Here is a 26,984-nt window from a genome sequence, read left to right as displayed (position 1 = left end):
GATGACCTTTCACCAAGCCAAGGGGCTGCGTCCCATCCGGCGCTCTACCTTGAACCGTGTCAGCGCGCTGGGAGTCGCGCTGATGCTGGCCTGCGCTCCGGCGCTGGCTGCCGCACCGGCGGAAAAGCCGGTGGGCGCCACCGTGGCACCGGCCGCTGCGCCGGCAGGCCTGTCGGTGGCCAAGATCGATTTCAAGCGTGGCGATGACGGCGCCGGGCGCCTGATCGTGCAGTTCGACGGGCAGGGCGCGATCCCTGACCTGCGCACGCAGGGCAACAGCGTCGTGGTCGACGTCGGCAATGCCCGACTGCCGGCCAACCTGCAGAAGCCGATGAACGTCACCGACTTCGCCACGCCGGTACAGCGCATCGACGCCAAGCCGTCCGGTGCCGGTACCCAGCTGGTGCTGAGCACCGGGGGTGCCGTGGAGTCGCTGGCCTACCAGAGCGGCAATGAGTACGTGGTCGAGATCAGCCCGCGACAGGCCCCGGCCGCCGTCGGCGCGGTCACCGCCGGCAGCGTCACCCAGGCGGCCAAGGCCGTCGGCCAGCGTGGTTTCACCGGCAAGCCGGTGACCTTCAACTTCCAGGACGTGCCGGTGCGCACCGTGCTGCAGTTGATCGCCGAGGAGTCCAACCTGAACGTGGTTGCGTCCGACTCGGTGCAGGGCAATGTGACCCTGCGCCTGGTCAATGTGCCGTGGGACCAGGCGCTGGACATCGTCCTGCGCGCGAAGGGCCTGGACAAGCGTCGCGATGGCAGCGTGATCTGGGTGGCGCCGCAGGCTGAACTGGCCAAGTTCGAGCAGGAGAAGGAAGACGCGCGCATCGCCATCGAGAACCGCGAAGACCTGCAGACCGACTACATCCAGATCAACTACCACAGCGCCACGCAGATCTTCAAAGCGCTGACCGAGGCCAAGGGCATCGGCGGCAGCGGTGGCGGTGGCAGCGGCGGTGGTTCGGGCAGCTCTTCGCAGGAAGACAGTGGCTTCCTGTCCTCGCGCGGCCGCATCGTGGCCGACGAGCGCACCAACACGCTGATGATCAGCGACATCCCGAAGAAGATCGCGCGCATGCGCGAGCTGATCAACGTGATCGACCGCCCGGTCGACCAGGTGCTGATCGAAAGCCGCATCGTCATCGCCACCGATACCTTCGCCCGCGAACTGGGCGCGAAGTTCGGTGTCAGCGGCAGCCGGGACAATGTGTACTTCAGTGGCAATCTCGAAGCCAACCGCTTGACCCGGGAATCGCAGGTCAAGTCCGCGCAGGACAACGCCAAGGCCGAACGTGACTGGATCGCAGGTGGCCGCGTCGGCCCGCCGCCCGTACCGGTGGGCTCGACCATCACGCGTGGTTTGAACTGGAGCCTGCCGGTTGCCGCGGCCAGCAACCCGGGTTCGCTGGCGCTGTCCATCCTCAATGCCGGCTACCTGCTGGACGTGGAACTGTCGGCCATGCAGGAAGAGTCCCGGGGCGAAGTGATCTCCAACCCGCGCGTGGTCACCACCAACCAGCGCGAGGCGCTGATCAAGCAGGGCAAGGAAATCGGCTACGTCACCATCAGCGGTGGTGGCGCTGGTGGCGTGGCGACCCCGAACGTCCAGTTCAAGGAAGTGGTGCTGGAACTGAAGGTCACTCCGACCATCACCAACGACAACCGCGTGTTCCTCAACATGCAGGTGAAGAAGGACGAAGTCGACCAGCTGATCCAGCTGGAAGGCTACGGCACCGTGCCGTCGATCAACCGCCGCGAAGTCAACACCGCGGTGCTGGTCGAGGATGGGCAGACCGTGGTCATCGGCGGCGTCTACGAATTCACCGATCGCAGCAGCATCAGCAAGGTTCCGTTCCTGGGCGACGTGCCGTTCCTGGGCAACCTGTTCAAGAAGCGCGGCCGCAGCAAGGACAAGGCCGAGCTGCTGGTGTTCGTCACCCCGAAGGTGCTGCGCGTGGCCAAGCAGAACTGAGCCATCGCTCCGAAGTCTTCGAAGAAGGGCCGCCCTGTGCGGCCCTTCCTCGTTTTCGCCAGTAGATCCACGCCGTGCGCGGATGCGCCGTTCAGCCGTTCTTGATGCCAATCGCAAGGCACCCTGCGATGATGTCGGGAACCCGTGCCGTCCTGCGCCGGTCAAAGGCCCCCATGAACCTGCCACCGCCGATGCCCGAAACCATCTCGCCGCCGCCCGCGCCGGCCATCTCCCGCCTGCATGCGGCATTCACCGGACTGCGCGACGCGCTGTCGGCCGAGATCGTCGGCCAGGCGGCACTGGTCGAACGCCTGCTGATCGCGCTGCTGGCCGACGGCCATCTGCTGGTGGAGGGGGCACCGGGCCTGGCCAAGACCACGGCGATCCGTGCGCTGGCTTCGCGCCTGGAAGCGGACTTTGCCCGCGTGCAGTTCACCCCCGACCTGCTGCCGGCCGACCTCACCGGCACCGAGATCTGGCGCCCGCAGGAGGGCCGGTTCGAGTTCGTGCCTGGCCCGATCTTCCACCCGATCCTGCTCGCCGACGAGATCAACCGCGCGCCGGCCAAAGTGCAGTCGGCACTGCTGGAAGCCATGGGCGAGCGCCAGGTCACGGTTGGCCGCCATACCTATGCGCTGCCGCCGCTGTTCCTGGTGATGGCCACGCAGAATCCGATCGAACAGGAAGGCACGTTCCCGCTGCCGGAAGCGCAGCTGGACCGCTTCCTGATGCATGTGCGCATCGGCTACCCGGACCAGGCCGCCGAATCGGAGATCCTGCGGCTGGCCCGTGAGCGTGCCCGTGGTGCATTGGGCGAGGCCGCGCCGGCGCCCGACAAGATGCCGATGCAGGACGTGTTCGATGCCCGCCGTGAAGTGCTGGACCTGCACATGGCACCGGCCTTGGAGCGCTACCTGATCGAGCTGGTGCTGGCGTCGCGTGACCCCTCGCGCTACGACGCCGGCCTGGGCCGCCGCATCGCCTGGGGGGCAAGCCCGCGCGGCTCCATCGCACTGGAGCGCTGTGCCCGTGCGCGCGCCTGGCTGGCCGGTCGTGATTTCGTCACGCCCGACGACGTGCGTGCGGTCGCCGCCGACGTGCTGCGCCATCGCGTGCTGCCCAGCTATGAAGCCACCGCCGAGGGCTGGGATGGCGAGCGGCTGGTGCAGGAGCTGCTGGCCCGGGTGCCGGCACCCTGAGCCTGCCCATGACCGATCCATCCCTGGAACAGGCACCGTCTGCGCTCGGAGGTGACGGCCTGCGCCCGCAGCTGGCCGAACTGGTCGCGCTGCGCCGGCTGGCACAGCGTCCGCCGCCGCCGCGCCGTGGCCGCACCGGCAACGCCGGCCAGGCGCCATCCCCGCTGCGCGGCCGCGGCATGGAGTACGCCGAGTCGCGCGACTATGTGGCCAGCGACGACGCGCGCCACATCGATTGGCGCGTGACCGCGCGCACTGGTCGCGCCCATACCAAGTTGTTCCAGGCCGAGCGCGAGCGGATCAGCCTGATCGTGGCCGATACGTCGCCGGCGCTGTACTTCGGTACCCGCGTGCGCTTCAAATCGGTGCAGGCCGCGCGCGCCGGTGCTGTTGCCGCGTGGTCGGCGCAGCGCCGTGGCGACCGCGTGGGCGCGCTGCGTGGCAGCGACCGCGAAGCGCCGATCGCCCCCGCGGGTGGGCCACGCGGCGTGCTGCGCGTGCTCGACGCGCTGACCCGCTGGTACGCACAGCCGCCGGCCGATGATCTGGGCCTGGAGCGCGCGCTGGATCATGCCGGCCGCGTGCTGCGCCCAGGCGCGCGCATGCTGGTGCTGGCCGATCCGCAGCAGGCCATCCGCATTCCGCCCGCGCGCTGGAGCGCGCTGGCCCAGCATCACGACCTCAGCCTGGTGCTGCTGGTCGATCCGCTGGAACTGCAGCCCCCCTCGGCGGCGCTGCAGTTCCAGACCGCACAGCAGCGCATCGGCCTCGACCTGCGCCGCAGCGACGTGCAGGCGCACTGGCAGGCACACTTCGTCGAGCCGCTGCAGGAACTGCGGCGCCAGCTCGGCGCACGCCGTGTCGACGTACAGGTGCTTTCCACCGATGCGCCCAGCGACGCCTGGCTGGCGCCGTCACCGACCGAGGTACCGGCGTGAGCGCCGCGCTGCCGCTGCGCGATGTGCAGTTGCCACCGGCACCTTCCTGGTGGCCGCCGGCCCCCGGTTACCTGATGATCGGCGCGGCGGTCGTGCTGGTGCTGCTGGTGATCGCCGTACTGATGTGGCGGCGTCGCCGCCGTCGCCAGCGCTGGTTGCAGCTGTTCGATCAGGAACTGGCAACCGCTCCCGACGCTGCGGCTGAGCTGGCGGCCATCGCCGGACTGCTGCGCCGTGCCGCACGCCATGCACGGCCGGGCAGCGAATCGCTGCGTGATGACGCCTGGTGGCAACGCCTCGACCCGCAGCGCACGTTGGCCGATGACCACCGCAGCCTGTTGGCCGAAGGCGCCTATCGCCCGCGCGTCGATAACCGCGACGTGGCGGCCGTACGCAGCTGGGCCCGCGAACGCTACCTGGCGATGCTGCTGGAGCGCCGCCGATGAACCTGCTGGCAAGTTACTGGCCATGGCCGGACCTGCAACTGGCGTGGCCGCTGGCCCTGCTGGTCCTCCCGATGCCGCTGCTGATGCGCTGGTGGAAGCGCCGTGCAGCGCCGGGTGCTGCACTACGCGTCCCCTACGCTGCCGCCGAGCTGGAAGCGCTGTCCGGTGGTGGCCGCGTCGACGTGTCGTGGCTGCGCACGCTGTTGCTTTGGCTGGGGTGGTGTGCACTGTGCATCGCGCTGGCGCGACCGCAGCAGCTGGGCGAAGCCATCACGCCTCCGCAGCAGGGGCGGCAGATGATGCTGGCGATGGACGTGTCCGGCAGCATGGGCGAGGGCGACATGGTGCTGGGCGGCCAGGCGGTCGATCGCCTGACCGCAGCCAAGGCCGTGCTTGCCGACTTCCTTGATCGTCGTGCGGGTGACCGCGTCGGCCTGCTGATCTTCGGCGACCGCGCCTACACCCTCACGCCGCTGACTGCGGATCTGGCCAGCGTGCGCGACCAGCTGCGCGACAGTGTGGTCGGCCTGGCCGGGCGCGAGACCGCCATCGGTGATGCCATCGGCCTGGCGGTCAAGCGCCTGCGCAGCCAGCCGGAGGGGCAGCGCGTGCTGATCCTGCTGACCGATGGTGTCAGCAATGCCGGTGTGCTGGAGCCGCTGCGCGCCGCGGAAGTGGCGCGCGCCGAGGGCGTGCGCATCCACACGGTCGCATTTGGCGGCGATGGCAGCATGCGCTTGTTCGGCATTCCGATTTCCACCGACCAGGACCCGGTCGATGAGGCCACCCTGAAGAAGATCGCCAGCATGACCGGTGGCCAGTTCTTCCGCGCGCGTGACACCGCGCAGCTGGCCGGGATCTACGCCGAGCTCGATCGCCTGGAGCCGGTCGCCGCGAAGGGGCCGAGCCTGCGTCCGCGCGAAGAACGCTATGCCTGGCCGTTGGGGCTGGCGTTGCTGCTGGGCGTGCTGGCCTGGCTGTGGCCGGAGCGTCGCCGATGATCGCGTTTGCTTCCAATCTCCCCGATTGGAGCGCATTGCACTTCCTGCGACCGGAGTGGTTGTGGGCGCTGCTGGCGCTTCCCCTCATCCTCGCGCTGTCGCTGTACCGGCAGCGACGCAGTGATGCGTGGCGGCAGGCGGTGGACGCACACCTGTTGCCACATCTGCTGGCTGCGGGTGCGAAGCGTCGCGTGCGCCTGCCATGGGCGCTGCTGCTGGGCTGGACACTGGCATCGCTGGCGATGGCCGGGCCGAGCTGGCGGCAGCAGGCGCAGCCGATGTTCCAGGCCAGCTCACCGCTGCTGGTGGTGCTGGACCTGTCCAGCCGGATCAGTGCAACCGATCTGCCACCGTCGCGCCTGCTGCAGGCGCGCGCGAAAGTGGGCGAGCTGCTGCGCGCCCGCCAAGGCGGGCAGGTGGGCCTGGTGGTGTATGCCGATGATGCCTACACGGTGGCGCCGCTGACTGATGACGGCAGCAATGTTGCGCTGTATCTGGATGCGCTGTCGCCGGACGTGATGCCACGCGATGGCCAGCGTGCCGACCGCGGCATCGACTGGGCAACACGGCTGATGCGGCAGATCGGTGCGCTGCAGGGGCAGATCCTGCTGGTCAGCGACCAGGCGGATGGTGAAGCTGCACTGGCGGCAGCGCAGGCGCACAGCCTGGGCCTGCAGGTGTCGGTGCTGGGCCTGGGCACGCCTGCCGGTGCGGCCTACCGCGATGGCAGCGGACAGATCCGCCAGGCCGCCCTGGACGAGAGCAGCCTGCGCGCAGTCGCCACTGCCGGTGGCGGCCGCTATGCACGCATCTCCGCCGATGACAGCGATCTGCGTGCGCTCGGTGTACTCGACGCGCGCGAAGGCACGGCGGCGCAGCGGCCGGGCGAAGGCAAGCAGTGGCGTGACGAAGGCTTCTGGTTGCTGCCGCCGGTGATGCTGCTGGCATTGCTGGCCTTCCGTCGTCGTACGGTGCTGGCAGCGGTGCTTGCGGTCGGCATGATGCCGTGGATGAATGACGCACAGGCGCAGGCGCCTGCGACGCACGCTTCGCCGGCCGCGCAGGGCACGCTGTGGAAGCGTGGCGACCAGGTGCAGCATCAGCGCCTGGCCGAGGGGGTTCAGGCGTACCGCAACGGCGACTTCGCCACTGCACGCAAACAGTTCGAAGGCATCGACAACGATGCCGGTTGGTACAACCTGGGCAACACGCTGGCACGCGAAGGCAACTATGACGAAGCGATCGCCGCCTACGACCGCGCGCTGGCGTTGCATCCCGGCATGGCCGATGCGGTCGCCAACCGTGCCGTGGTCGATGCCGCACGCAAGCGCAGGCAGTCGGGTGGCAAAGGGCAGGATCAGCAGAAGCCACCGCAGAACGGGCAGCAGAAGCAGCAGAACGATTCCCCGGGCCAGCAGAACCCGCAGGGCCAGAAGCCGCAGCAGGGCCAGCAGAATCAAGGCCAGGGCCAGCCGCAGTCGGGCCAGCAGGGGCAGCCCAGGGCGGGTGACGACAATAACCCGTCGAACCCGCAGCCCGGCGAGCGCGGCCGCGATGGCCAGCAGGCACCGCCGCAGGTGGAAGATGCCAAGGCGCAGGCGCAGGCCGACGAACAGCAACGCCAGCGCATGCAGCAGGCGATGCAGCAGGCACGCGAGGGCGAGGCCGGCAAGGACGGCAGACCCGTACCGGGTGGTGAGGGCCGCACGCCGCGCGAGCGCGAGGAGCAACAGGCGGTGGAGGCGTGGATGCGGCGTGTGCCGGATGATCCGGGCGCGTTGCTGCGGGCCAAGTTCCAGCTGGAAAACGAACGCAGGAAGAGGGAAGGGCGATGACGCGGGCGATCAACATGCACGGGCGCTGGTCACTGCCGGTACTGGCGGCACTGTTGCTGTGGCTGCCGCTGCTGGCCTGGGCGCAGCCGCGCGCCTGGCTGGATCGCGACCGCATCGCGATGGGTGATACGGTCACCCTCAATGTCGAGAGCGATCAGGGCGCTCCCGACTTCACGCCATTGCGCACCGACTTCGACCTGAGCGGCCAGACCAGCAGCCGCCAGGTGGAATGGAGCAATGGCAGCATGCAGCAGCGCAACCTGTATGGGGTGGCGCTGACGCCGCGACGTAGTGGTGCGCTGGTGGTACCGGGCCTGCAGGTGGGCAGTGTGCGAACCGCGCCGCTGACGCTGCAGGTCGATGCGGCCGCCGTGGCCGGGCCGGACAGCAATGCGATGGCCTTCATCGAAACCGTCGTCGATGACGATACGCCGTATGTGCAGCAGAGCGTGGGCGTGGTGGTGCGCTTGTATTTCGCCTCGCAGCTGGCCTCTGGCGAACTGGTGCTGGACACCCCGGCGGGCGCGTCGTTGCAGCGCGTGGGCGACGACCGCACCGATGTGCGCCAGGTCAACGGGCGCCGCTACAACGTGGTCGAACGGCGTTTCCTGCTGATCCCCGAGCGCAGCGGCGCGTTGCGGCTGTCCGGTGCGCGTTTCAGCGGGCGCAGCGCCGGAGGTTTCTTCGATGACTTCTTCGGCGGCGGCGACGGCCGCATGAATGCCACCGGCGCAGACCGCACGTTGCAGGTGCAGGCACAGCCGGCACAGGCGCCGCAGCCGTGGTTGCCCCTGCAGAGCCTGCAGCTGCGCTACACCAGCGCGCCCACCCGTGCCCGTACCGGCGAGGCAGCCAACGTGGTGGTCGAAGCGGTTGCCGAAGGCGCAACGCGCGCGCAGTTCACCGACCTGCCGGTGCCGGATGTCGGCGCCAATGCGCAGGTGTTCGCCGAACCGGCACAGTACGAAGAGACCTTCAACGGCAGCACGCCACGCCTGAAGATCACCCGCCGCTATTCGATCGTGCCGCGCCAGCCGGGTTCGCTGGTGGTGCCGGGGCCGCGCCTGCCCTGGTGGGATGTGCGCAATGGCAAGGCGCAGGAGGCGAAGCTGCCGGACCTGACGCTGGCCGTTGCGGCCGGTACCGGCGCCGCCACTGCCTCGCCGGCAGCGCTGCCACCGATCGACACCGCTGCCGCGCTGCCCGGCAGTGATGGACAGGATGCGCGTATCGCCGCGACCGATCCACGCGCCAGCGGCCTGTCCGAGCGACCGTGGCCATGGATGGCGGCGGCCATCGGCCTGGCACTGCTGTGGCTGTTGACCCTGTTGTGGGGCTGGCAGCGAGGCCGACGCCCGCGTGCGGCGGCGCCTGCAGCCGGCAAGCCCTCTGTGACGACCGTGGTGAGCGGGCGTGCCGGCCTGGCCGAACTGCGCCGCGCGCTGGATGGTGAGGGTTTCGATCAGGTGGAGGCGCGTCTGTGTGCGATGGCGGGCGTGGAGCGCATCGAGCAGGTGATCGCCCGGCTGGATGACCCGGCCCAACGCCAGGTGTTGCTGGACCTGCAGCAGGCGCGCTGGGGCGGGCAGGGCGAACTGGCCCCGTTGCGCACGCGCCTGCGTGAGGTCTTCCGTGACGGACCGCACTGGTCGGCCGCTACGGGTGCCGCAGAAACTGGCCTGGCGCCGCTTTATCCGCCACGGCGAACCTGAACCGGCGCCGCTTGCGCGCTTTGTTAGAGTGCATTCATTTTTCGAGGAAACCCGCGTATGACAGCAGCTGCTGCCGACAAGAAGAAGTTGCCCCTGCATTGGAAGATGGGCATCGGCTTTGCGATCGGCCTGGTCCTGGGACTGATCGTGCACGCCCTGGGCGGCAGCGTCGATGGTCTGCAGGCCGGTGCCAAGTGGGTCATGGACTACGTCACCACCCCGGCGTCGGGCCTGTTCCTCAACCTGATCTTCATGCTGATCGTGCCGCTGATCTTCTCGGCGCTGATCATGGGCGTGTCGGAGATGGGCGACATCCGCGCCCTGGGCCGCATCGGCTGGAAGACCCTGGCCTATACCGTGCTGCTGTCCGGCATTGCCGTGGGCATCGGCCTGGTGCTGGTCAACCTGCTCAAGCCGGGCGCCGGCGTGGATCCGCAGGTCGCCGCGATGATGCTGTCGGAGAACGCCGAGCGCAGCAAGGAAATCGTCGCTGGCATCCATGGCACGCCGAAGGGCATGGACATGCTGCTGTCGATCGTGCCGAGCAATGTGCTGCAGGCCGCGTCGGACAACGGCGCGATCCTGTCGCTGATGTTCTTCGCGCTGATGTTCGGCATCGGCATGGTGCTGACCGACAATGAGAAGGTCGCCCCGTTGCGCCGCGCCATCGAAGGCGTGTTCGAAATCTCGATGACCCTGATCAACCTGGTCATCCGGCTGGCCCCGTACGCAGTGGCCTGCTTCATGTTCAACCTGGCCGCGCTGTTCGGCTTCGAGCTGATCATCCGCCTTGGCGCGTACGTGGGCGTGGTGGTGCTGGCACTCGGCCTGCACATGGTGGTGACCTACGGTACTGCCGTATGGCTGTCCGGCCGCTCGCCGCTGTCGTTCTTCCGCGATACCCAGGAAGCGACGGTGATGGCGTTCTCCACCGCCTCCAGCAACGCCACCCTGCCGACCGCGCTGCGCGTGGCGGACCAGATGGGCCTGCCGCAGCGCGTGTCGCGCTTCGTGCTGACCGTGGGCGCCACCGCCAACCAGAACGGCACCGCGCTGTTCGAGGGCGTGACGGTGATCTTCCTGGCCCAGTTCTTTGGCGTGGACCTGAGCATTGGCCAGCAGATCATGGTGATGGCGGTCTGCATCCTCGGCGGCATCGGCACGGCGGGCGTGCCGTCGGGCTCGCTGCCGGTGGTGGCGATGATCTGCGCGATGGTCGGTGTGAACCCGCTGGGCATCGGCCTGATCCTGGGCGTGAACCACTTCCTGGACATGTGCCGCACCGCACTGAACGTGACCGGCGACCTGGCCCTGACCACGTTGGTGGCCAAGGGCGAGTCCCATGACGGACCGGCGCTGGGCACGCCCCTCGATTGAACGCGCCCTGAATGCCATGGATACTATCCCGACGCATGGAAGGCGTCGGGATTGGCGCCGTGCGAAAGGGAGCAGAAATGAGGATTTCGTACGTGATGGTCGCCGCCCTGGGCCTGCTGGCTTTCGACGCCAGTGCCCAGAAGGCCTGTGAAACCAACTACACCAAGACCGGCAGCTTCTTCTCCGGGCGCACCTTCACCACCTGGGACGTGGTACCCACCGTTACCCCGGCCGACGCTCTCAAGCGTATCCAGATCGAGGGCGTGAAGTCGGGCCTGAAGGTAGCCAGCGTGGACAAGGACCTGGGCATGCTGACCCTGGAACAGAACGTCCAGTTCAATGGTGGCCAGACCACCCTGCCGTGGAACGTGCTGGTTGAAGCCGAGGGCAAGGGTTCCAAGATCACCGTGACCAAGACCACCCCGGCCACCTACGCCACTGGCGAGGACTTCCAGAAGAAGTCGATGTGTGGCGTGATCGAGGCCGCCGCGCCCAAGTAAGGGGTTGGCGGGACCAGATCCCTTTCACTGGCAAGGGATCTGGTCCTACGCCTGAACCCGGCCCCGGGTCTGTGGGACAATAGGCCGCCCGCACGTCCGCGGCCGCCTCCCGATTCCGACAGAACCATGACGCAGCCTACCCGTCGCCAGTTGGCCAACGCCATCCGCTTCCTCGCCGCCGATGCGGTTGAAACCGCAAAGTCCGGCCACCCCGGCATGCCCATGGGCATGGCCGACATCGCCGAAGTCCTCTGGAACGACTACCTCCGCCATAACCCGAGCAACCCGCACTGGTTCAACCGCGACCGTTTCGTGCTGTCCAACGGCCACGGTTCGATGCTGCAGTACGCGCTGCTGCACCTGAGCGGTTACGACCTGCCGATCGAGCAGCTCAAGCTGTTCCGCCAGCTGGGCAGCCACACCGCCGGCCACCCAGAGCGTCATGAGACCCCGGGCGTGGAAACCACCACCGGTCCGCTGGGCCAGGGTTTCGCCAATGCCGTGGGCTTCGCCCTGGCCGAGAAGCTGCTGGCACAGCGCTTCAACCGCCCGGAGCTGGAAGTGGTCGACCACCGCACCTGGGTGTTCATGGGTGATGGCTGCCTGATGGAAGGCGTGTCGCACGAAGCCGCCTCGCTGGCCGGCACCTGGGGCCTGCACAAGCTGGTCTGCTTCTGGGACAACAACCACATCTCCATCGACGGCAACGTCGAGGGCTGGTTCACTGACAACACCCCGGAGCGTTTCGAGGCCTATGGCTGGAACGTGGTCCGCGATGTTGACGGCCACGACCCGGACAGCATCAAGGCCGGCATCGAGGCCGCGCTGTCGCAGAGCGACAAGCCGACCCTGATCTGCTGCCGCACCACCATTGGTTTTGGTTCGCCGAACAAGGCGGGCAAGGAATCCAGCCACGGTGCCCCGCTGGGCAAGGACGAGCTGGAAGCCACCCGCAAGCAGCTGGGCTGGGAGTACGGCCCGTTCGAGATCCCGCAGGCGATCTACGACGGCTGGCGCGCCAATGGCGCCGGCACCCTGCGCCAGGCCGAGTGGGAACAGCTGTTCGACAAGTACGCCAGCCAGTATCCGGCGGAGGCGGCTGAGCTGACCCGCCGCTCGCACGGCGAGCTGCCGGCCGACTTCGTTGCCAAGGCCGATGCCTACATCGCCCAGGTGGCCGCTGAGGGCCCGACGATCGCCTCGCGCAAGGCCTCGCAGCTGGCCATCGAAGCCTACGCCCCGCTGCTGCCGGAAATCGTCGGCGGCTCGGCCGACCTGGCGCACTCCAACCTGACCCTGTGGAAGGGCAGCAAATCGGTTGCCAGCGACGACGCCAACGCCAACTACGTGTATTACGGCGTGCGCGAGTTCGGCATGACCGCCATCGCCAACGGCCTGGCCCTGCACGGTGGCTTCATTCCGTTCGACGCCACCTTCCTGGTGTTCAGTGATTACGCCCGCAACGGCGTGCGCATGAGCGCGCTGATTCCGGCCCACGCCATCCACGTCTATACCCACGACTCGATCGGCCTGGGCGAAGACGGCCCGACCCACCAGCCGGTGGAGCACCTGGCCTCGCTGCGCTATATCCCGAACAACGACGTGTGGCGCCCGTGCGATGCGGTCGAGTCGGCCGTGAGCTGGAAGGCGGCGATCACCCGTCAGGACGGCCCGAGCTGCCTGGTGTTCAGCCGCCAGAACCTGCCGCACCAGCCGCGCAGCGCCGAGCAGATCGCCCAGATCGAGCGCGGCGGTTACGTGCTGGCCGATGCCGCCGGTACCCCGGACGTGATCCTGATCGCCACGGGCTCGGAAGTCTCGCTGGCCACCGAAGCCAAGGCCCAGCTGGACGCGGCCGGTATCAAGACCCGCGTGGTCTCGATGCCGTCCACCGACGTGTTCCTGCGCCAGGATGCGGCCTACCGTGAATCGGTGCTGCCGAATGCGGTGCGCAAGCGCGTGGCCGTGGAAGCTGGCGTCACCGGTTTCTGGCGCCAGTTCGTCGGCCTGGACGGTGCGGTGATCGGTATCGACACCTTCGGTGCCTCGGCTCCGGCAGACCAGCTGTACAAGCACTTCGGCATCACCACGGCGCACGTGGTGGAAGCTGCCAAGGCGCTGTAAGCAGCGACATGGAGTGATGAAGGAAAGGCCGGCGCAAGCCGGCCTTTCCCTTTTTCTGTGGGGCGAAACGAATCGGCCGCCGTGCCAGTGGATCCACGCCATGCGTGGATGAGCGTTACATCGCGTCGCGCACGTCCATCAACGCGAACCCCAGCAGGTTCAATCCGCGCCATTGCGCCGGGTTGTGCGCGTCGGCGTGATCCTTGGCCAGGCCGATGCCCCAGATGAAATCCACCGGGCTGGCTTCGACCAGCACCCAGCCTGCGGTCGCGCGCAGGAACGCTCCCAGTTCCGGGTTCTGCGCGAACTTGGCCTTGTTGCCTTCCACCACCAGGTCGTAGCGGGACTGCGTCCAGCGCGCTTCATCGAAGCCCTCGATCTGGCGGCCGAAAGCCTTGGCCTTGTCCGGCGTAGTGCTGGCGATGATCTTCTCAAGCAGTTCGGTGGCGCCGAACAGACGTGCCTTTCCGGCCATCATGTAGTGCTCGGCAGTGCGGTAGTGCACGCGATCGATCTCGAAGCCGGCGTCATACCACTGGCTGAAACAGGACGCGGAAACCCCGCTACGCGGCGGCTGGTGGCCCCAGAAGCAGAGGTAACGCAGGTCTTCGCCTGCAGCCTGGCGCTGCTGCAGGTCACGCAGGAAACGGGAGTCGTCTTTCATCGCTACAGGATACCGCGTCAAAAAAGGGGACGGAGGGGATTAAGTCGTTTGTGCACAAACGACTTAATCCCCTCCGTCCCCTTTTTTCAGGCGGTGCGTGCCAACGCCAGGCGCAGCAGTCGCGCGTCCAGGCGTTCGGCGACATCTTTCGGTGCCTGCAGGCCCATGCGCTGCAGGTACACGGCATCGCCGTCGCCGGCCGGTTGCCGCAGCGCTGCCCAGACGGTGCGCAGCTTGTCGCTGCGGGTCTGCGTGTTGGCCTTCAGCCAGGCCAGCGCTTTGACCAGCACCTGTTCGATCTCGTTGAAATCGCTGCCCAGCGGGTAGTCCGGCAGGCTGCCATCGGCGCGGAATGGTGCCAGTGCCGCCGCCAGCGCCTGTGGCGTGTTGCGCTGCTGGCGCTCCGGATCCGGTTGCGTGGCCGCCAGCAGCTTGCGCGAGGCCTGTGCCTGCTGCAGCAGATCGCCCTGGAACGGCGCTTCGGTAATTGCGGTCATCGCATGCACGCAGTCTTCGTCGGTCAAGCCGCGCAGATCGGCGATGCCGTACTCGTTGAGGTAGATGTCACGCAGGTGGCGAGGGATGGTGGTGTGGCCGTAGTTCCAGCGCACGTTCGATTCCCGACGGCCCTTGTCATCGCGTGCGGCACGGAACATCAGCACGCTGCGCGCTTCCGGCAGGGCATGTGCCATCGCCACGAAGTTGTACTGGCCGCCCACGCCGGACACCACGCGTCCATCGTCCAGCGCATCCGATACCGCCGCGCCGAGCGCGGTAGCCATCATGCAGGAATTGAAGAAGCGCGCATGGCGGCGCTGCAGGCGCTCCAGTGCCTCGTTACCGCCATACAACTGGTTGATCTCGCTGATGCGGCGCATGCCGATCGCACGGCATTCGTCTTCCGGCAGCGTGCGCAGCCACTCGTAGAACTCCGGCGAGCCCAGGTAGAACGCGCCGTGCAGGTACTCGCCTTCTGCGGCGAGGGTGGCGTGGTCGATCGACAGCGTGCTGCCGTTCTCGATGCGCTGCATCAGCGCCAGGTCGTCGTGCACCTTGCGCCTGATCACCCCGGTCTGTACCAGGCGGCGGAAGCCCTCATTGAGCATCTCGCTGCAGCCGTACAGGCCCACCTCGAACGGATCCACACCGCCGATTTCCTGCACGAGCGGGTGGCTGGCCAGCTGCGGATCAAGTGCATGCAGCACGCGGCGGTAGCGTGCGTTGTCGGTGTGGCGCAGCACCAGCGCATGGCTGAGGGCATCGGCCAGCGTGCCGATGCCGATCTGCAGGGTCCCGCCGTCGCGTACCAGGGTGCTGGCATACAGGCCGATGGCGTAGTCGGCATCGCCGACCGGCTGCCGCGGCAGCCCGAACAGCGCCGGGTACGGTGGCGGTGGGGTGATCACCAGATCGAAGAACGACACATCGACCGTAGCCGAGCCGGCCAGGTAGGGCAGCTGCGGATCGATCTCGGCGATCAGCAACGGACGCGGCAGGCCGCGCGCGGTCATCGCATCGAGCGTGTCCTGGGTGATGTCGTTGTTGCACGACAGCGAAAGCCGACGGTCATTCGGCCGCATCGCCACCTTCTGCACGATCACCTGCGGTGCGCGCTGAGCGACCGCATCGGCGGCGTGGGTGTAGTTCAGGCTGGTATAGCTGGATTGCGCCTGCCGCGAACCGAGCAGGGCGCCGGACTGCATGTAGAACTCTTCCACCTGCACGTGCGCTGGCAACGCGTCGCGCGCGATCGCATCGGCATAGGCCAGGCGCGGGAAATCGTCGCCGAAGTGGCGCTGCGCGAACGGCGCCAGGAAGCGTGCCTCCAGGCCGTTGCCACGCGCCTTCGGCGGGTTCAACGACAGCGCGGTATACAGCTGCAGCGGCCGTGAGGGATCGTGCTCGACGCGCGCATACAGGGCGTTGAGCAGTCGATGCGGCTTGCCCAGTGCCAGCGGTGCCCCGATCCGCAGCGGCCCGTCCACGCGCGCAAACAGCCAGTCGACAGCGGCGTCCAGGTCGGTGAGGTGTTCGGTCATGCGCGGCGGTCCTGCGTGTGGGGGAGTGCGGGCATTACAGCATGTCGGGCTTGAACCGCCGTCGACGCGAGACTTCTGCGCCGGACACCATGAACTGCCCATCGCCGCGGTAATGCACCGTGCGCGGCAGTTTCGGCCGGGGCGCAACATGGGCGCGCACGATCTCCCAGATGAACAGATTGCTCGACGCCACCTGGCTGTCGTCGTACAAGCGGCATTCGAAGCACGAATGGCATTGCCCCACCAGCGGCGCGCCGACCTCGCGCGCGGGCAGGGCATCGAGCCGGAAACGGGCGAACTTGTCGACCTCACGGCCGCTGCAGTTGCCGATGTCCACCACGGTATCGAGCAGTTCCACGCCGGGCACGTTGATCACGCACTCGCCACTGCCGACGGCCAGTGCATGGCTGTGGTTTTCATTCCACAGGTAGGTGGCGACCAGCGACGGCGAGAAGCCCATCACCATGTGCCAGCCCATCGTCATCAGGTTGCGCCGGCCACCCCAGGCGGTGCTGACCAGCACGATCGGGCCGGGTTCGAGGAAGCGGCGAGCCTGCTCGACCGGGAATTCCTTCTTGGGAAGCGCTTTCATCCGAAGCCTCGACCGGGAGGGCTCGATGCTGGCGCACAGCCGATGAATCCGGAGTCGAGGGGCTTGACCGGAGATTCGATTACGCGCGTAATCAGACCATCGATTACGGATGTAAATCATGAGCCCGATCAGCGAAGCCGAAGCCGTTGTGATGGAGGTGCTGTGGCAGCAGGCACCGCGTAGCGCCGATGACGTGGTGGCCGCGCTGGCCCACCGCGACTGGGCCGAGCCGACCATCAAGACCCTGCTCAACCGCCTGTTGACCAAGGGCGCGATCGCCGCCGAGCGCGATGGCCGGCGCTACCTGTACCGGCCGCTGCTGCAGCGCCAGGCCTGGGTGGAGGCACAGAGCCAGGACTTCATCGGCCGTGTCTTCGAAGGGCGCGTGGCGCCGCTGGTCGCGCACTTCAGCGAACGCGGCCAGTTGAGCGCACAGGACATCGCCGAACTGAAGAAGCTGATCCAGGAGCTGGACCATGACTGAGCTGCTCGGTGGACTGTGGCAGGCCAGCGTGTGGCTGGCCATGGGGGTGATCCTGCTGGCCGTGCTGCGACCGCTGCTGGTGTGGATGGGCGGCGCTGGGCTGGCCTATCGCAGCTGGTGGTTGTTGCCGATGCTGCTGGTGACCTTGCTGCTGCCATTGCCGCAGGCTGCGCTGCTGCAGCACGTGCCGACAGTGCCGCTGAAAGTCGAGCCAGGGGCCGTGGACGAACTGGCAGGGCCGTCGCTGCCATGGGCACCGCTGTTGCTGCTGGCCTGGGCGCTGGGCATGGGCATCTGCCTGCTGCGCGACCTGCGCGCACAGCGTCGTTTCGAACGGCGCATGGGCCCGCTGAAGCCGCGCGCCGATGGCAGCTGGCAGGCCAGTGGTGACCCAGGCCTGCCAGCACTGGTTGGCCTGTGGCGGCCGCGAATCGTGGTTGGCCCGGACTTCGATCAACAGTTCAGCGCACAGGAACAGGGGCTGATCCTGCAGCACGAGCGCAGCCACCGCCGCAATGGCGATCACTGGGCCAATGGTGCGTTGCTGCTTATGCGTGCGGTGTTCTGGTTCCACCCGCTGGTGCTCTGGGCTGCACGCTGCTTCCTGCGCGACCAGGAACTGGCCTGCGACGCCCGCACCATGGCCCCGCAGCCGGCGCTGCGCGGCCTCTACGCCAGCACGCTGCTGAAGGCGCAGCTGGTCCACCCGGTTGCGCCCGCGGTCTGCCATTGGCGCAGCCAACCCGTGTTGAAGGAGCGTATCGCCATGTTGAAGCAGTCCAAGCGGAAGGCATTGCCGTGGGTGTCCGGGCAGGTGCTGGTGGTCGGGTTGTGTGTGGGCATGGGGGCGGTGGCATGGGCCAGCCAGGGCGGCGCGGCCGGGAGCCCGGGGATCGGTGTCGAGCCGTTCGAGCACGCTGAGGAAGATGCGGCCAAGGCTGGGCTGGACCGTCCGATCCAGGTCGACAGGATGCCACCGCCGTCCTATCCAAAATCCGCGTTCGAGCAGCGCCAGGTAGGCGTGGTGAACCTGCGCGTGGAGGTGGATGCGCAGGGGCGTCCCAGCGATGTCAGGGTGCTCAGTGCCACCAATCCGGGCGTGTTCGACGCGGTGTCGATCACCGCAGCGCGCAGCTGGACCTATCGGCCGGCGATGAAGAACGGCAAGCCGGTGGCAGGCGCAGTGAAGATTCCGATCACCTTTGCGATGGACAACAGCGAGGACGCCCAGTGAAGTCCGCGCCGCTGCTCGTGGTGGCGGCGCTGATGATGGGGTGTGCGAGCCAGGAACGGCTGGCCACCGTGCACACCCGCAGCGAGAATGTCGGCCACCAGCGACTGCAGCCGCAGGCGGGCGGTGGCAGTGGGCAGTTGCAGGCGTATTCGCTGGGTGCGACCGAGGGCTACCGGATGCCGCAGTTGTACGCGGCACCGGACCCGGAGGTCGGCGATCGTGACCCGCGTGCGGAACTGGCGCCGACCACCATCTGCCTGCAGGTAGTGGTGGATGCGCAGGGCGGTGTCGAACGCAGCATGCCGCTGACTGATCGCCAGGACTGCGCCGCAGGAGCCGCACGCGAGAATGCGCCCCTGATTGAGGCTGCGCAGGAGGCCGTGGCGATGTGGAAGTACTCGTCCGCAGCGGTCTGCCACTTCGCGGCTGGCAAGGTGCCTGCCGACCGCGGTGACTGCCGGGGCGCCGAACGGGTCGAGCCGGTGGCGGTCACCCTGCAGTACGCCTTCACCTTCGAGATCGTGAAGGGCCAGCATGTGGTGCGCACGCAGGGAAAATGAACGCTCGCGGTCCGTGATGGAAACCGGGAACGCCGGATTCTGCCCCGGCGCGCGCAGACACGAGCGTCAGGCTCCGCCCTGGATGTTGGCCTTCACCGCCGGCTGCATCAGCTTCGGTTCTTCCAGCGTGGCATCGCGGGCCTGGCGCACGCTGACGAACTCCGCCTCGGCCACGCCGTCGTGCACGTGGATGTTGTGCGCGCGCTGTTCGCCGATGGTGGTTTCGTTGGAGAAGTCACGGCCGCCCGGGCCGTAGTCGTGGCAGACGAACACGCGGGTGGCATCGGGCAGGGCCAGCAGGCGCTGGATTGAGCGGTACAGCTGTGCGGCGTCACCGCCCGGGAAGTCGCAGCGGGCGGTGCCGCCGTCGGGCATGAACAGCGAGTCGCCGGTGAACAGCGCATCGCCGATCAGGTAGGCGATGCTGTCGCTGGTGTGGCCGGGCACGGCGATCACCTGTCCTTGCAGCTCGCCAATGGCAAAGGTTTCGCCGTCGCTGAACAGGTGATCGAAGATCTCATCGGCGGCCGGAAGCTGCAGGCCATAGCGCGGCGCGAACGTGGCCTGCACCGCGCGGATGCCTTCACCGATGGCCAGCGTGGCCTGCGGGAAGCGCTGCTTGAGCCGGCGCCCGGCCGACACATGGTCCGCATGGGCATGGGTTTCCAGCAGCCAGCGCAGCTGCAGGCCCTCCCGTTCGATGGTCTGCAATGCCGCACGCAGCGGTGATTCGCTGCTGGCGTCGGTGTCCGGGTCGTAGTCCAGGACCGGGTCGATCAGCGCCGCCTCACCGCTGGCCGGGTCGCTGACCAGGTAGCTGAAGGTATTGCTGTCACGGTGGAAGAACGACTGCACCTGGACCGGCATCGGGACTCTCCTCAGCGCGTGCCGAGCACGCGGTTCAGCAACTGCGCCAGGTTCTCACCGGCCAGTCGCAGCTGCGCTTCGGCCAGCGGCCGGTAGCGCTCGGTGTATTCGTCACCGATTTTATGCGACGCCGGATAAACGCCAGCTTGCATGGAGATGCGGCAGCTGGCTTCGGCCCAGGCCTGCGGGTCGCGCTGCGGGTTGGACTGGCGCGCCAGCTTTGGCGCGCGCTGGCCCTGCAGCACCGGCAGGTAGCCGGCATCGTCCAGCTTGCGGGTGTTGAGCATGCCGCTGTCCCACAGCGAGTGCAGGTTGGTACCGCGGTTGCCGAACTGCAGCTGGAAATCGTTGCCGCCCTTGTCGTGAGCGTAACCGGCATGCATCGGCTGGTGGATGTCGCCGACCAGATGCACGACGAACTTCAGTGCCTGCAGGCGCTCGCCATCGGTCAGGCTGCGGTCGCCCAGGATGGCGCTCTGTGCCTTCAGGGCCTCGACAATGCAGTTGCCGTTCCTGCAGTGCTTCGGTGCTTCGTAGTGGCAGTCGTCTTCGGCGATGTTGACGTAGTGCCAGCCGGCCGAACGACGGCCCAGGCCGGGGTCCTTGGCGCGCAGCTGGTCGGCCCACGGCGCGATGCTTGCCAGGGTGGCGTCCGCTTCGGTGGCCAGCAGGCGGTCCACTTCGGCGCGGGCGGCGGGGTTGAGGCGGGCGTCGGCGACTTCGGCAACCAGGCGGTGGCCTTGCGCGCCCCAGGCATGGGCGGGGGCGGAGACGGACAGCAGGGCCGGCGCCAGGGCGGCGGCGAGGAACAGGGAGTGCAGGGCTTTCATGCACACATTCTAGCGGGGGGAGATGGATTGGAGAGCGGCGCGTTCCTGTCTGCTTAGGGCTGGCTGCAGGGGCAGGCGCTGCGGGACACGCTGCAAGTACATCCCTGTAAGCTCGGCCGCGGCATCCATGCCGCGGACGGTCCCGCAGCGCCTGCCCCTGCAGCCCCCATCCAACATGGCCGCGAAGGCGGATGCAAACGTCAAAGGCAACATCAAAAACAAATGCAGGATCAAAATCGGCCTCCTGCAATTACAGGCAATCATTGCGCCTCGGATGCACGGGTTCTGCTCTTGCCTTTGCTTGAGCTGGCACGCGCGCGCAGATAGGAAGGGTGGAGCGGGTGGGCTGATCGGGACCGTTCGCCGCATGGATGCGGCGATCGAGCCTACAGGGACGTATTTACGGCGTGTCCCGATCAGCCCACCCGCTCCACCCAATTGCAGAAGCCGGTGCTTTTCGCGCAACAAAAAAGCCCCGGCAATCACCGGGGCAACATGCTGCGAGGGTTTTGCGTGCGCGGGGGAGCGGGGGCGAAGCCCCCGCGTGCAACACACCGCTTAGAACTTGAAGACGTACGAAGCGCCGTAGACCAGCGGATCGATGTTGACGGTGCCGATCTTCTCGCCGTTCAACTTCACCTTGCTGTCGATGTCGATCCAGCGCATGTCCACGCGCAGCGCGCCCTTCTCGCCGATCGCGAAGTCGATGCCCGCATGCGCGGCCAGGCCCCACGAATCCTGCAGCTTCAGCTTGCTGCCGGCCAATGCACCGGTGGTGTCTTCGCTGAAGAAGGTGGTGTAGTTCACGCCCGCACCGACGAACGGCGACACCTTGCCCTTGCTGTTGAAGTGGTACTGCAGGGTCACCACCGGCGGCAGCTGCTTGGTGCTGCCGACGCGGCCCAGGCCGTTGATGTTGATGTCGTGCTTGAACGGCAGCGCGGCCAGCACTTCGATGCCCAGGTTGTCAGCGATGAAGTACTCGCCGGTGATGGTCGGCTTGACGTCGTTGTCGACGTCGACCTTCAGGGTGCCGCCGGCCAGCCAGCCGTTGTTCGACTTCGGTGCCACCTGGTGCACGCCGGCCGAAACGGTCCAGTCGCCCTTGGACTGGGCCATGGCCGGGGCAGCGGCGAGGGACAGGGCGGCGGCCAGGCTGGCCACGATCAGGGGGGAGGTCTTGCGCATGGGGGTGTTCTCGTTGCTGGGTGGATGGCGACAGTCTCGGCCTCACGCCGCGCTAACGCTTTGATCCGGATCAAATCCTGTCCGTGGGCCGGCCGGGGGTCCCGGCTGGCCCACGGTGGCCAGCGGCGGTTTGCTAGACTTGTGGGCCCTATCCATCCCGCCGCACCTGTCGCGGCCGCAGGAGCTTGAGAAATGGCAATCAAGGTTGGTATCAACGGTTTCGGTCGCATCGGGCGTAACGTCCTGCGCTCGGCGGTGCTGAACTTCGGCGACGACATCGAAATCGTGGCCATCAACGATCTGCTGGAGCCGGATTACCTGGCCTACATGCTCAAGTACGACTCCGTGCACGGCCGCTTCAAGGCCGACGTGGCGGTGCAGGGCAACGACCTGCTGGTCAACGGCAAGAAGATCCGCCTGACCCAGGAGCGCGACCCGGCCAACCTGAAGTGGGACGAAGTCGGCGCCGACGTGGTGCTGGAAGCCACCGGCCTGTTCCTGACCAAGGAAACCGCGCAGAAGCACATCGATGCCGGCGCCAGGAAGGTCATCATGTCGGCCCCGTCGAAGGACGACACGCCGATGTTCGTGTACGGCGTGAACGACAAGACCTACGCCGGCCAGGCGATCATCTCCAACGCTTCGTGCACCACCAACTGTCTGGCTCCGCTGGCCAAGGTCATCAACGACAAGTGGGGCATCAAGCGCGGCCTGATGACCACCGTGCATGCGGCAACCGCCACCCAGAAGACCGTCGATGGCCCGTCCAACAAGGACTGGCGCGGTGGCCGTGGCATCCTGGAGAACATCATTCCGTCGTCCACCGGTGCGGCCAAGGCCGTCGGCGTGGTCATCCCGGAACTGAACAAGAAGCTGACCGGCATGAGCTTCCGCGTCCCGACCTCGGATGTGTCGGTGGTCGACCTGACCGTCGAGCTGGAGAAGGAAGCCACCTACGCCGAGATCTGCGCTGAAGTGAAGGCACAGAGCGAAGGCGCGCTGAAGGGCATCCTCGGCTACACCGAAGACAAGGTGGTGGCCACCGATTTCCGCGGCGAGACCTGCACCTCGGTATTCGACGCCGACGCCGGCATCGCCCTGGACGGCACCTTCGTCAAGCTGGTGACCTGGTACGACAACGAGTGGGGCTACTCCAACAAGTGCCTGGAAATGGCCAAGGTCATCGCCGCCAAGTAAGGCCGGTGTAGATCGCAGACGGACCCCGGCCTGGCCGGGGTTCGTCGTTTATGGGACCCACCCTGTCGTAGCATGGGGCGGTCGACCGCCGCCGCTGGGGCGCGGGATCGCATTGGAAGCACGCAATGGAAGCACTGATAGCCCTGGTCGTACTGGTTCTTCTGGCCATCCCGCTGTTGCTGGTGGTCGCGCTGGTGATGATTGCCGGCCTGCGTCGCCGCGTCGCTGCGCTGGAAAGCGCGATGGCCGCTGCGCCGGCCGCCGTCAGGCCGGCCGCCACCGCACCCGCGCCTGAACGGCCTGTGGCCGCACCTGCTGCCAGCGCCGATCCACCGTTCCTGCGGCCGGCCGCGGCTGCTGCGCCTCAGCCCACGCAGCCACCGGTGCGCGAAGCCACGCCCACCGGGGTGCCTCTCCCCCGTCCTGCTGCGCCACCGCCGGTGCCGCCGGTGCCGGTGCAGCCGCCGTTGCCTTCCGAACCGGCACTGCCCAACGTGATCGAGCGTGGCATCGGTGCGGTCAAACGCTGGTTCACCGAAGGCAACGTGCCGGTCAAGATCGGCATGCTGGTGCTGCTGGCCGGTGTCGCTGCGCTGCTGAAGTACGTCAGCGACCAGGGCTGGCTGGTGCTGCCGATCGAACTGCGCCTGGCCGGCATCACCGTGGCTGCGCTGGGCCTGCTGGCCTTCGGTTGGCACCAGCGCGAACGCCGGCGGCTGTTTGCGCTGGCGCTGCAGGGCGGTGCCATCGGCGTACTGCTGCTGACCATCTTCGCGGCGTTCAAGCGCTTCGACCTGATTCCGCCGGCCTTTGCCTTTGCCAGTTCGATCGCACTGGTGGCCGGGCTGTGCGTGCTGGCGGTGGTGCAGAACTCGCGCACGCTGGCCGTGCTGGGCATCCTGGCCGGCTTCATGGCACCGCTGTGGCTGTCCACCGGCAGTGGCAACCACGTGGGGCTGTTCAGCTATTACGCGGTGCTCAACGCGGGCATCTTTGCCATTGCGTGGTTCCGGCCATGGCGCGCGCTGAACCTGCTGGGTTTCGCCTTCACCTTCGGCATTGGCACCTTCTGGGGCGTGCTGCAGTACGCACCGGACAAGTTCAGCAGCACCGAGCCGTTCCTGGCGCTGTTCTTCGTGTTCTACCTGCTGATACCGCTGCTGTACGCGCGTCGCCAGCCGGCCGGCCGCCGTGACCTGATCGATGGCAGCCTGGTGTTCGGCACGCCGCTGGTCGCGTTCTCGCTGCAGGCAGGCATGCTGCACGCGCAACCGATGACGCTGGCACTGTGCGCGCTGGGCCTGGCGGCGATCTACGCAGTATTGGCCCGGGCGCTGATCGCACGTGCGTCGTACACCATGCTGGCGCAGTCGCATGCGGTGCTCGCGGTGGGGTTTGCCACGCTGGCGGTGCCGCTGGCATTGTCGGCGCGCGCCACCGGCGCCGTGTTTGCACTGGAAGGTGCTGGCCTGGCGTGGTTGGGGCTGCGCCAGAAGCGCTGGCTGCCGCAGGTCTCCGGCGCGTTGCTGCAGATCGGCGCCGCATTCGCCTTCGTTGCTGGCGGCGACCACTGGCACGAAGACCTGCGCTTCCTGATCAACCCGACCGCCATTGGCGCGCTGCTGCTGGCCCTGGCCGGCTTCGCGTCGGCGTGGAGCTACCAGCGCAGGCCGCGTCATGAGGTCGCACTGGTGTATTACCTGTGGGGCCTGCTGTGGTGGCTGGGCGGCCTGGTCCATGAGATCACCCGCTTCTTCCCGTACCGCACCGAAGTGGACGCGTTGCTGGTGCTGGCCGCAGTCACTGCCTGGCTGGCGGCCGAAGCGCAGCGTCGCCAGCCGGCGCGTGCGCTGGGCGTTACTGCGCTGGCCATGCTCGCGCTGGGCTTCCCGCTGGCCCTGATGCAGAGCGATGCACACCACCAGCCGTTCGCCGGCCATGGCGCGCTGGCCTGGGCGGTGTTCGCGGTGCTGGGCGTGCGGACCCTGCTGTGCCTGCGCCAGGGCGGCGATACCATGGCCCGCATCGCGCAGTTCCTGTGGTGGCTGCTGTGGCCGTCGCTGCTTTCGCTGCTGGCCTTGTGGGGTGGTGGCGAGGCCGGCCTGGCGCAGGGCTGGACGACCCTGCTGGTGACCTTGCCGTGGCTGCTGATGGCGGGGCTGTCGCTGTGGCGCTGGAACGCATTGCGCTGGCCGCTGGGCACGGCCTTCGACAGCGTGCGCGTCCCGCTGCAGTGCGTGCTGTTCGGCCTGCTGGCGATCGGCTGGCTGTTGGGTCAGCTGCTGCCGGGCGACGCCGCACCGCTGCTGTGGCTGCCGGTGCTGAATCCGGCCGAGATCGGCCAGTGGCTGAGCCTGCTGCTGCTGGCGCGCTGGCTGTACGGCAGTGAGGCACCGCAGGCATTGCTGAACATCCGCATGCCGCTGCTGGCACTGGCGGCCTTCCTCGCGTTGACCAGCCTGGTGCTGCATGGCGTACACCAATGGGGTGGACTGGCGTGGAATGCGTCGATGATGCGCTTCAGCCTGGCGCAGACCAGCCTGACCGTGTTGTGGAGCGTGCTGGGTGTGATTGCCTGGGTGTGGGGTTCGCGTCGCGGCCAGCGTGTGTTGTGGATGGTCGGTGCCGTGCTGATGGGCGTGGTGCTGGCCAAGCTGGTTATTGTCGATCGCCAGCATCTGGGCAACCTGCTGGGCATCGCATCGTTCATCGCCTACGGCCTGCTGTGCACGGTCGTGGGTTATCTGGCACCGGCACCGCCAAGCGCGGCGCCGACCGTGGAGGAAAAGCAATGAGGAAGTGGAGCAGGGCGCTGCTGCCGGCGATGTTCGGCATGCTGGCCGCCGTCGCGGTACAGGCGGCTGATTACCGCACGCAGTATGCCGAGCAATGGCCGCTTACATTGTCCAGTGCGCAGTCCGGTGCCTACCGTATCGTGCTGGAGCCGGCGATCTATCGCCGTGCCGTAACCGCCGATCTCAGCGATCTGCAGGTGTTCAACGCGGCCAGCCAGTTGTTGCCGTCGGCACTGCTGGCGCCGGACCAGCCGCTGGCGCAGTCGCCGGTGCAGCGTGAACTGCCGTGGTTCGTGCTGCCGCCGCTGGCCGATGCACAGCGCAACGACCTGCAGCTGCTGACCGAGCGCGATACCGATGGGCGCGTGCGCCGGGTCGAAGCGCGGGTGGGTGGCGGGGCAGCGGCGAGCGGGCAGGGCGGCTGGCTGATCGACGCCAGCATGCTCGATCAGCAGCCGCTGGCGGCACTGGTGCTGGACTGGACCGACAGCGGCCAGCCGCTGCAGGTGCAGGTGCAGCTGGATGCCAGTGACGACCTGCAGCACTGGCGATCGATTGGCCGCGACGTGCCGCTGGTGGATCTGCAGCGCGCCGGCAAGCGCCTGCTGCAGCGCCGCCTGCAGGTGGACGGCGCTGCACGCTACCTGCGCATCCTGGCGCAGGGCGATTCGCGCCTGCCGACCCTGCGCGGCGTACTGGCGGAACTGCCGCCAGCACCGGCCACGCTGCCCTGGGAGTGGCTGTCGCTGGAGCCGACGTCGACGGGCAAGGGCGAGTACACCTTCGAGATGGATGGCCGGTTCCCGGTGGCGCGTGCCGATGTCGCCAGCACCGATAACAGCCTGGTGCAATGGACGCTGTTCAGCCGCGATGACGAGAGTGCGGAATGGCAACGTCGCAGCGCGCCGTGGATCGCCTACCAGGTGCAACAGGGCACGCAGGGCCAGCGCCAGCAGTCGGCGGCACAGCCGCTGGGCAGCGTGCACCGCGACCGCTACTGGAAGCTGGTGGCGAATCCGGCGGAATCTGCCACCGCGCCGACGCTGCGCCTGGGCTACCAGCCGGAAGTGCTGGTGTTCCTGAGCCAGGGTGCGGCGCCCTACGCACTGGCGGTGGGCAGCGCGACCGCGCGCCGCACGGACGCGCCGATCGGGGTGCTGATCGAGGAACTTCGGCAGCGCAACGATCCATCGTGGCAGCCGACACTGGCGCGACTGGAAGGCAGCCCGGAGCCGCTGGCCGGCGATGCAGCACTGAAGCCGCAGCGCGATTGGAAGTCGTGGTTGCTGTGGGCGTTGCTGGGCCTGGGTGTGTTGGTCGTTGGCGGCCTGGCGGTCAGCCTGCTGCGGCAGAAGCCGGCGCCTTCGGCGTAGGTTCCGGCGAACGGCGCAGCCCCTCGTGGGTGGGGTTGGTCGTGCAAAGCAAAAGCA

22 protein-coding genes are annotated in these 26,984 nt (G+C 67.7%); 16 read left to right on the top strand and 6 right to left on the bottom strand.

The features are described from left to right. The first annotated feature begins 1 nt into the window (after position 1). From ACMGRF_RS14420 to tkt, 10 genes are all read left to right on the top strand, one after another. Positions 2-1,972 carry a type IV pilus secretin PilQ gene (locus ACMGRF_RS14420; protein WP_049438328.1) on the top strand — a complete coding sequence of 657 codons (1,971 nt, stop codon included), beginning with the start codon at positions 2-4 and terminating at the stop codon, positions 1,970-1,972. Positions 1,973-2,145: 173 nt separating this feature from the next. Then, on the top strand, positions 2,146-3,171 hold the full coding sequence (locus ACMGRF_RS14415; protein ID WP_049411374.1) for an AAA family ATPase: 1,026 nt from the start codon (positions 2,146-2,148) through the stop codon (positions 3,169-3,171). A gap of 8 nt (positions 3,172-3,179) precedes the next feature. Then, positions 3,180-4,109 carry a DUF58 domain-containing protein gene (locus ACMGRF_RS14410; RefSeq protein ID WP_134709385.1) on the top strand — a complete coding sequence of 310 codons (930 nt, stop codon included), beginning with the start codon at positions 3,180-3,182 and terminating at the stop codon, positions 4,107-4,109. Beyond that, the gene (locus ACMGRF_RS14405; RefSeq protein WP_049411369.1) at positions 4,106-4,555 is read left to right on the top strand and encodes a DUF4381 family protein; all 450 of its coding nucleotides are present in this window, start codon (positions 4,106-4,108) and stop codon (positions 4,553-4,555) included. Before ACMGRF_RS14410 ends, ACMGRF_RS14405 begins: the two co-directional genes overlap by 4 nt. Next, a complete protein-coding gene (locus tag ACMGRF_RS14400; protein ID WP_049438325.1) occupies positions 4,552-5,556 on the top strand; it encodes a vWA domain-containing protein in 1,005 nt (334 codons plus the stop codon). The genes ACMGRF_RS14405 and ACMGRF_RS14400 overlap by 4 nt, the downstream gene beginning before the upstream one ends. Beyond that, positions 5,553-7,391 (top strand): tetratricopeptide repeat protein, encoded by a 1,839-nt coding sequence (locus tag ACMGRF_RS14395; protein ID WP_180879791.1) that lies wholly within the window; start codon positions 5,553-5,555, stop codon positions 7,389-7,391. Before ACMGRF_RS14400 ends, ACMGRF_RS14395 begins: the two co-directional genes overlap by 4 nt. After that, entirely contained in the window at positions 7,388-9,103 is a 1,716-nt protein-coding gene (locus ACMGRF_RS14390; protein ID WP_180879789.1) for a BatD family protein, read from the top strand. Before ACMGRF_RS14395 ends, ACMGRF_RS14390 begins: the two co-directional genes overlap by 4 nt. A 57-nt stretch (positions 9,104-9,160) precedes the next feature. Continuing rightward, complete coding sequence (locus tag ACMGRF_RS14385) at positions 9,161-10,480, top strand: dicarboxylate/amino acid:cation symporter (protein ID WP_005418900.1); 1,320 nt, start codon at positions 9,161-9,163, stop codon at positions 10,478-10,480. 77 nt (positions 10,481-10,557) lie between these two features. Next, positions 10,558-10,980: a hypothetical protein gene (locus tag ACMGRF_RS14380; protein ID WP_238378513.1), complete on the top strand. Its 423-nt coding sequence runs from the start codon at positions 10,558-10,560 to the stop codon at positions 10,978-10,980. Between the two features lie 126 nt (positions 10,981-11,106). Then, positions 11,107-13,104 (top strand): transketolase, encoded by a 1,998-nt coding sequence (gene tkt, locus ACMGRF_RS14375; RefSeq protein ID WP_134709382.1) that lies wholly within the window; start codon positions 11,107-11,109, stop codon positions 13,102-13,104. Between the two features lie 115 nt (positions 13,105-13,219). Here the strand turns inward: tkt and ACMGRF_RS14370 are convergent, their stop codons facing one another. The 3 genes from ACMGRF_RS14370 to ACMGRF_RS14360 all read right to left on the bottom strand — a co-directional run bounded on the left by ACMGRF_RS14370 (position 13,220) and on the right by ACMGRF_RS14360 (position 16,399). Continuing rightward, complete coding sequence (locus ACMGRF_RS14370; protein WP_049411350.1) at positions 13,220-13,768, bottom strand: NADAR family protein; 549 nt, start codon at positions 13,766-13,768, stop codon at positions 13,220-13,222. Positions 13,769-13,854: 86 nt separating this feature from the next. Continuing rightward, positions 13,855-15,807 (bottom strand): acetyl-CoA hydrolase/transferase C-terminal domain-containing protein, encoded by a 1,953-nt coding sequence (locus tag ACMGRF_RS14365; RefSeq protein ID WP_099486095.1) that lies wholly within the window; start codon positions 15,805-15,807, stop codon positions 13,855-13,857. 34 nt (positions 15,808-15,841) lie between these two features. Beyond that, on the bottom strand, positions 15,842-16,399 hold the full coding sequence (locus ACMGRF_RS14360) for a flavin reductase family protein (RefSeq protein WP_049410618.1): 558 nt from the start codon (positions 16,397-16,399) through the stop codon (positions 15,842-15,844). A 118-nt stretch (positions 16,400-16,517) separates the two neighbouring features. Here ACMGRF_RS14360 and ACMGRF_RS14355 point away from each other — a divergent pair, with 118 nt between their 5' ends. From ACMGRF_RS14355 to ACMGRF_RS14345, 3 genes are read left to right on the top strand one after another with little or no spacing between them, the layout of a single operon-like run. After that, positions 16,518-16,883 carry a BlaI/MecI/CopY family transcriptional regulator gene (locus tag ACMGRF_RS14355; RefSeq protein WP_049410615.1) on the top strand — a complete coding sequence of 122 codons (366 nt, stop codon included), beginning with the start codon at positions 16,518-16,520 and terminating at the stop codon, positions 16,881-16,883. Beyond that, on the top strand, positions 16,876-18,117 hold the full coding sequence (locus ACMGRF_RS14350) for a M56 family metallopeptidase (RefSeq protein WP_414485337.1): 1,242 nt from the start codon (positions 16,876-16,878) through the stop codon (positions 18,115-18,117). Before ACMGRF_RS14355 ends, ACMGRF_RS14350 begins: the two co-directional genes overlap by 8 nt. Further along, positions 18,114-18,677, top strand: a complete 564-nt coding sequence (locus tag ACMGRF_RS14345; protein ID WP_049439784.1) for a hypothetical protein — start codon at positions 18,114-18,116, stop codon at positions 18,675-18,677. The genes ACMGRF_RS14350 and ACMGRF_RS14345 overlap by 4 nt, the downstream gene beginning before the upstream one ends. Before the next feature lie 66 nt (positions 18,678-18,743). Here the strand turns inward: ACMGRF_RS14345 and ACMGRF_RS14340 are convergent, their stop codons facing one another. The 3 genes from ACMGRF_RS14340 to ACMGRF_RS14330 all read right to left on the bottom strand — a co-directional run bounded on the left by ACMGRF_RS14340 (position 18,744) and on the right by ACMGRF_RS14330 (position 21,562). After that, positions 18,744-19,544 carry an MBL fold metallo-hydrolase gene (locus ACMGRF_RS14340; RefSeq protein ID WP_414485335.1) on the bottom strand — a complete coding sequence of 267 codons (801 nt, stop codon included), beginning with the start codon at positions 19,542-19,544 and terminating at the stop codon, positions 18,744-18,746. An 11-nt stretch (positions 19,545-19,555) separates the two neighbouring features. After that, on the bottom strand, positions 19,556-20,374 hold the full coding sequence (locus ACMGRF_RS14335) for a S1/P1 nuclease (RefSeq protein ID WP_049410602.1): 819 nt from the start codon (positions 20,372-20,374) through the stop codon (positions 19,556-19,558). A 558-nt stretch (positions 20,375-20,932) separates the two neighbouring features. Further along, entirely contained in the window at positions 20,933-21,562 is a 630-nt protein-coding gene (locus ACMGRF_RS14330; RefSeq protein WP_049410595.1) for an OmpW/AlkL family protein, read from the bottom strand. A gap of 192 nt (positions 21,563-21,754) precedes the next feature. Here ACMGRF_RS14330 and gap point away from each other — a divergent pair, with 192 nt between their 5' ends. The 3 genes from gap to ACMGRF_RS14315 all read left to right on the top strand — a co-directional run bounded on the left by gap (position 21,755) and on the right by ACMGRF_RS14315 (position 26,927). After that, positions 21,755-22,759, top strand: a complete 1,005-nt coding sequence (gene gap / locus ACMGRF_RS14325) for a type I glyceraldehyde-3-phosphate dehydrogenase (RefSeq protein WP_099494640.1) — start codon at positions 21,755-21,757, stop codon at positions 22,757-22,759. Between the two features lie 125 nt (positions 22,760-22,884). Next, a complete protein-coding gene (locus ACMGRF_RS14320) occupies positions 22,885-25,554 on the top strand; it encodes a DUF2339 domain-containing protein (protein ID WP_414485333.1) in 2,670 nt (889 codons plus the stop codon). Continuing rightward, positions 25,551-26,927 carry a DUF3999 domain-containing protein gene (locus ACMGRF_RS14315; RefSeq protein ID WP_049410587.1) on the top strand — a complete coding sequence of 459 codons (1,377 nt, stop codon included), beginning with the start codon at positions 25,551-25,553 and terminating at the stop codon, positions 26,925-26,927. Before ACMGRF_RS14320 ends, ACMGRF_RS14315 begins: the two co-directional genes overlap by 4 nt. The last annotated feature ends 57 nt before the right edge of the window (positions 26,928-26,984 follow it).

This window comes from Stenotrophomonas sp. EMP41 (genome assembly GCF_047495535.1).
GTDB lineage: Bacteria > Pseudomonadota > Gammaproteobacteria > Xanthomonadales > Xanthomonadaceae > Stenotrophomonas > Stenotrophomonas sepilia.
The sequence above is the reverse complement of the archived record's forward strand: the minus strand, read 5'-3'. Positions and strand labels throughout refer to the sequence as shown.

Excerpts from the sequence above, each read along its gene's own strand:
- ACMGRF_RS14420 (WP_049438328.1), top strand. The coding sequence starts at position 2 with ATGACCTTTCACCAAGCCAAGGGGCTGCGTCCCATCCGGCGCTCTACC.
- ACMGRF_RS14415 (WP_049411374.1), top strand. The coding sequence starts at position 2,146 with ATGAACCTGCCACCGCCGATGCCCGAAACCATCTCGCCGCCGCCCGCG.
- ACMGRF_RS14410 (WP_134709385.1), top strand. The coding sequence starts at position 3,180 with ATGACCGATCCATCCCTGGAACAGGCACCGTCTGCGCTCGGAGGTGAC.
- ACMGRF_RS14400 (WP_049438325.1), top strand. The coding sequence starts at position 4,552 with ATGAACCTGCTGGCAAGTTACTGGCCATGGCCGGACCTGCAACTGGCG.
- ACMGRF_RS14395 (WP_180879791.1), top strand. The coding sequence starts at position 5,553 with ATGATCGCGTTTGCTTCCAATCTCCCCGATTGGAGCGCATTGCACTTC.
- ACMGRF_RS14390 (WP_180879789.1), top strand. The coding sequence starts at position 7,388 with ATGACGCGGGCGATCAACATGCACGGGCGCTGGTCACTGCCGGTACTG.
- ACMGRF_RS14385 (WP_005418900.1), top strand. The coding sequence starts at position 9,161 with ATGACAGCAGCTGCTGCCGACAAGAAGAAGTTGCCCCTGCATTGGAAG.
- ACMGRF_RS14380 (WP_238378513.1), top strand. The coding sequence starts at position 10,558 with ATGAGGATTTCGTACGTGATGGTCGCCGCCCTGGGCCTGCTGGCTTTC.
- tkt (WP_134709382.1), top strand. The coding sequence starts at position 11,107 with ATGACGCAGCCTACCCGTCGCCAGTTGGCCAACGCCATCCGCTTCCTC.
- ACMGRF_RS14370 (WP_049411350.1), bottom strand. The coding sequence starts at position 13,768 with ATGAAAGACGACTCCCGTTTCCTGCGTGACCTGCAGCAGCGCCAGGCT.
- ACMGRF_RS14365 (WP_099486095.1), bottom strand. The coding sequence starts at position 15,807 with ATGACCGAACACCTCACCGACCTGGACGCCGCTGTCGACTGGCTGTTT.
- ACMGRF_RS14360 (WP_049410618.1), bottom strand. The coding sequence starts at position 16,399 with ATGAAAGCGCTTCCCAAGAAGGAATTCCCGGTCGAGCAGGCTCGCCGC.
- ACMGRF_RS14355 (WP_049410615.1), top strand. The coding sequence starts at position 16,518 with ATGAGCCCGATCAGCGAAGCCGAAGCCGTTGTGATGGAGGTGCTGTGG.
- ACMGRF_RS14350 (WP_414485337.1), top strand. The coding sequence starts at position 16,876 with ATGACTGAGCTGCTCGGTGGACTGTGGCAGGCCAGCGTGTGGCTGGCC.
- ACMGRF_RS14340 (WP_414485335.1), bottom strand. The coding sequence starts at position 19,544 with ATGCCGGTCCAGGTGCAGTCGTTCTTCCACCGTGACAGCAATACCTTC.
- ACMGRF_RS14335 (WP_049410602.1), bottom strand. The coding sequence starts at position 20,374 with ATGAAAGCCCTGCACTCCCTGTTCCTCGCCGCCGCCCTGGCGCCGGCC.
- ACMGRF_RS14330 (WP_049410595.1), bottom strand. The coding sequence starts at position 21,562 with ATGCGCAAGACCTCCCCCCTGATCGTGGCCAGCCTGGCCGCCGCCCTG.
- gap (WP_099494640.1), top strand. The coding sequence starts at position 21,755 with ATGGCAATCAAGGTTGGTATCAACGGTTTCGGTCGCATCGGGCGTAAC.
- ACMGRF_RS14320 (WP_414485333.1), top strand. The coding sequence starts at position 22,885 with ATGGAAGCACTGATAGCCCTGGTCGTACTGGTTCTTCTGGCCATCCCG.
- ACMGRF_RS14315 (WP_049410587.1), top strand. The coding sequence starts at position 25,551 with ATGAGGAAGTGGAGCAGGGCGCTGCTGCCGGCGATGTTCGGCATGCTG.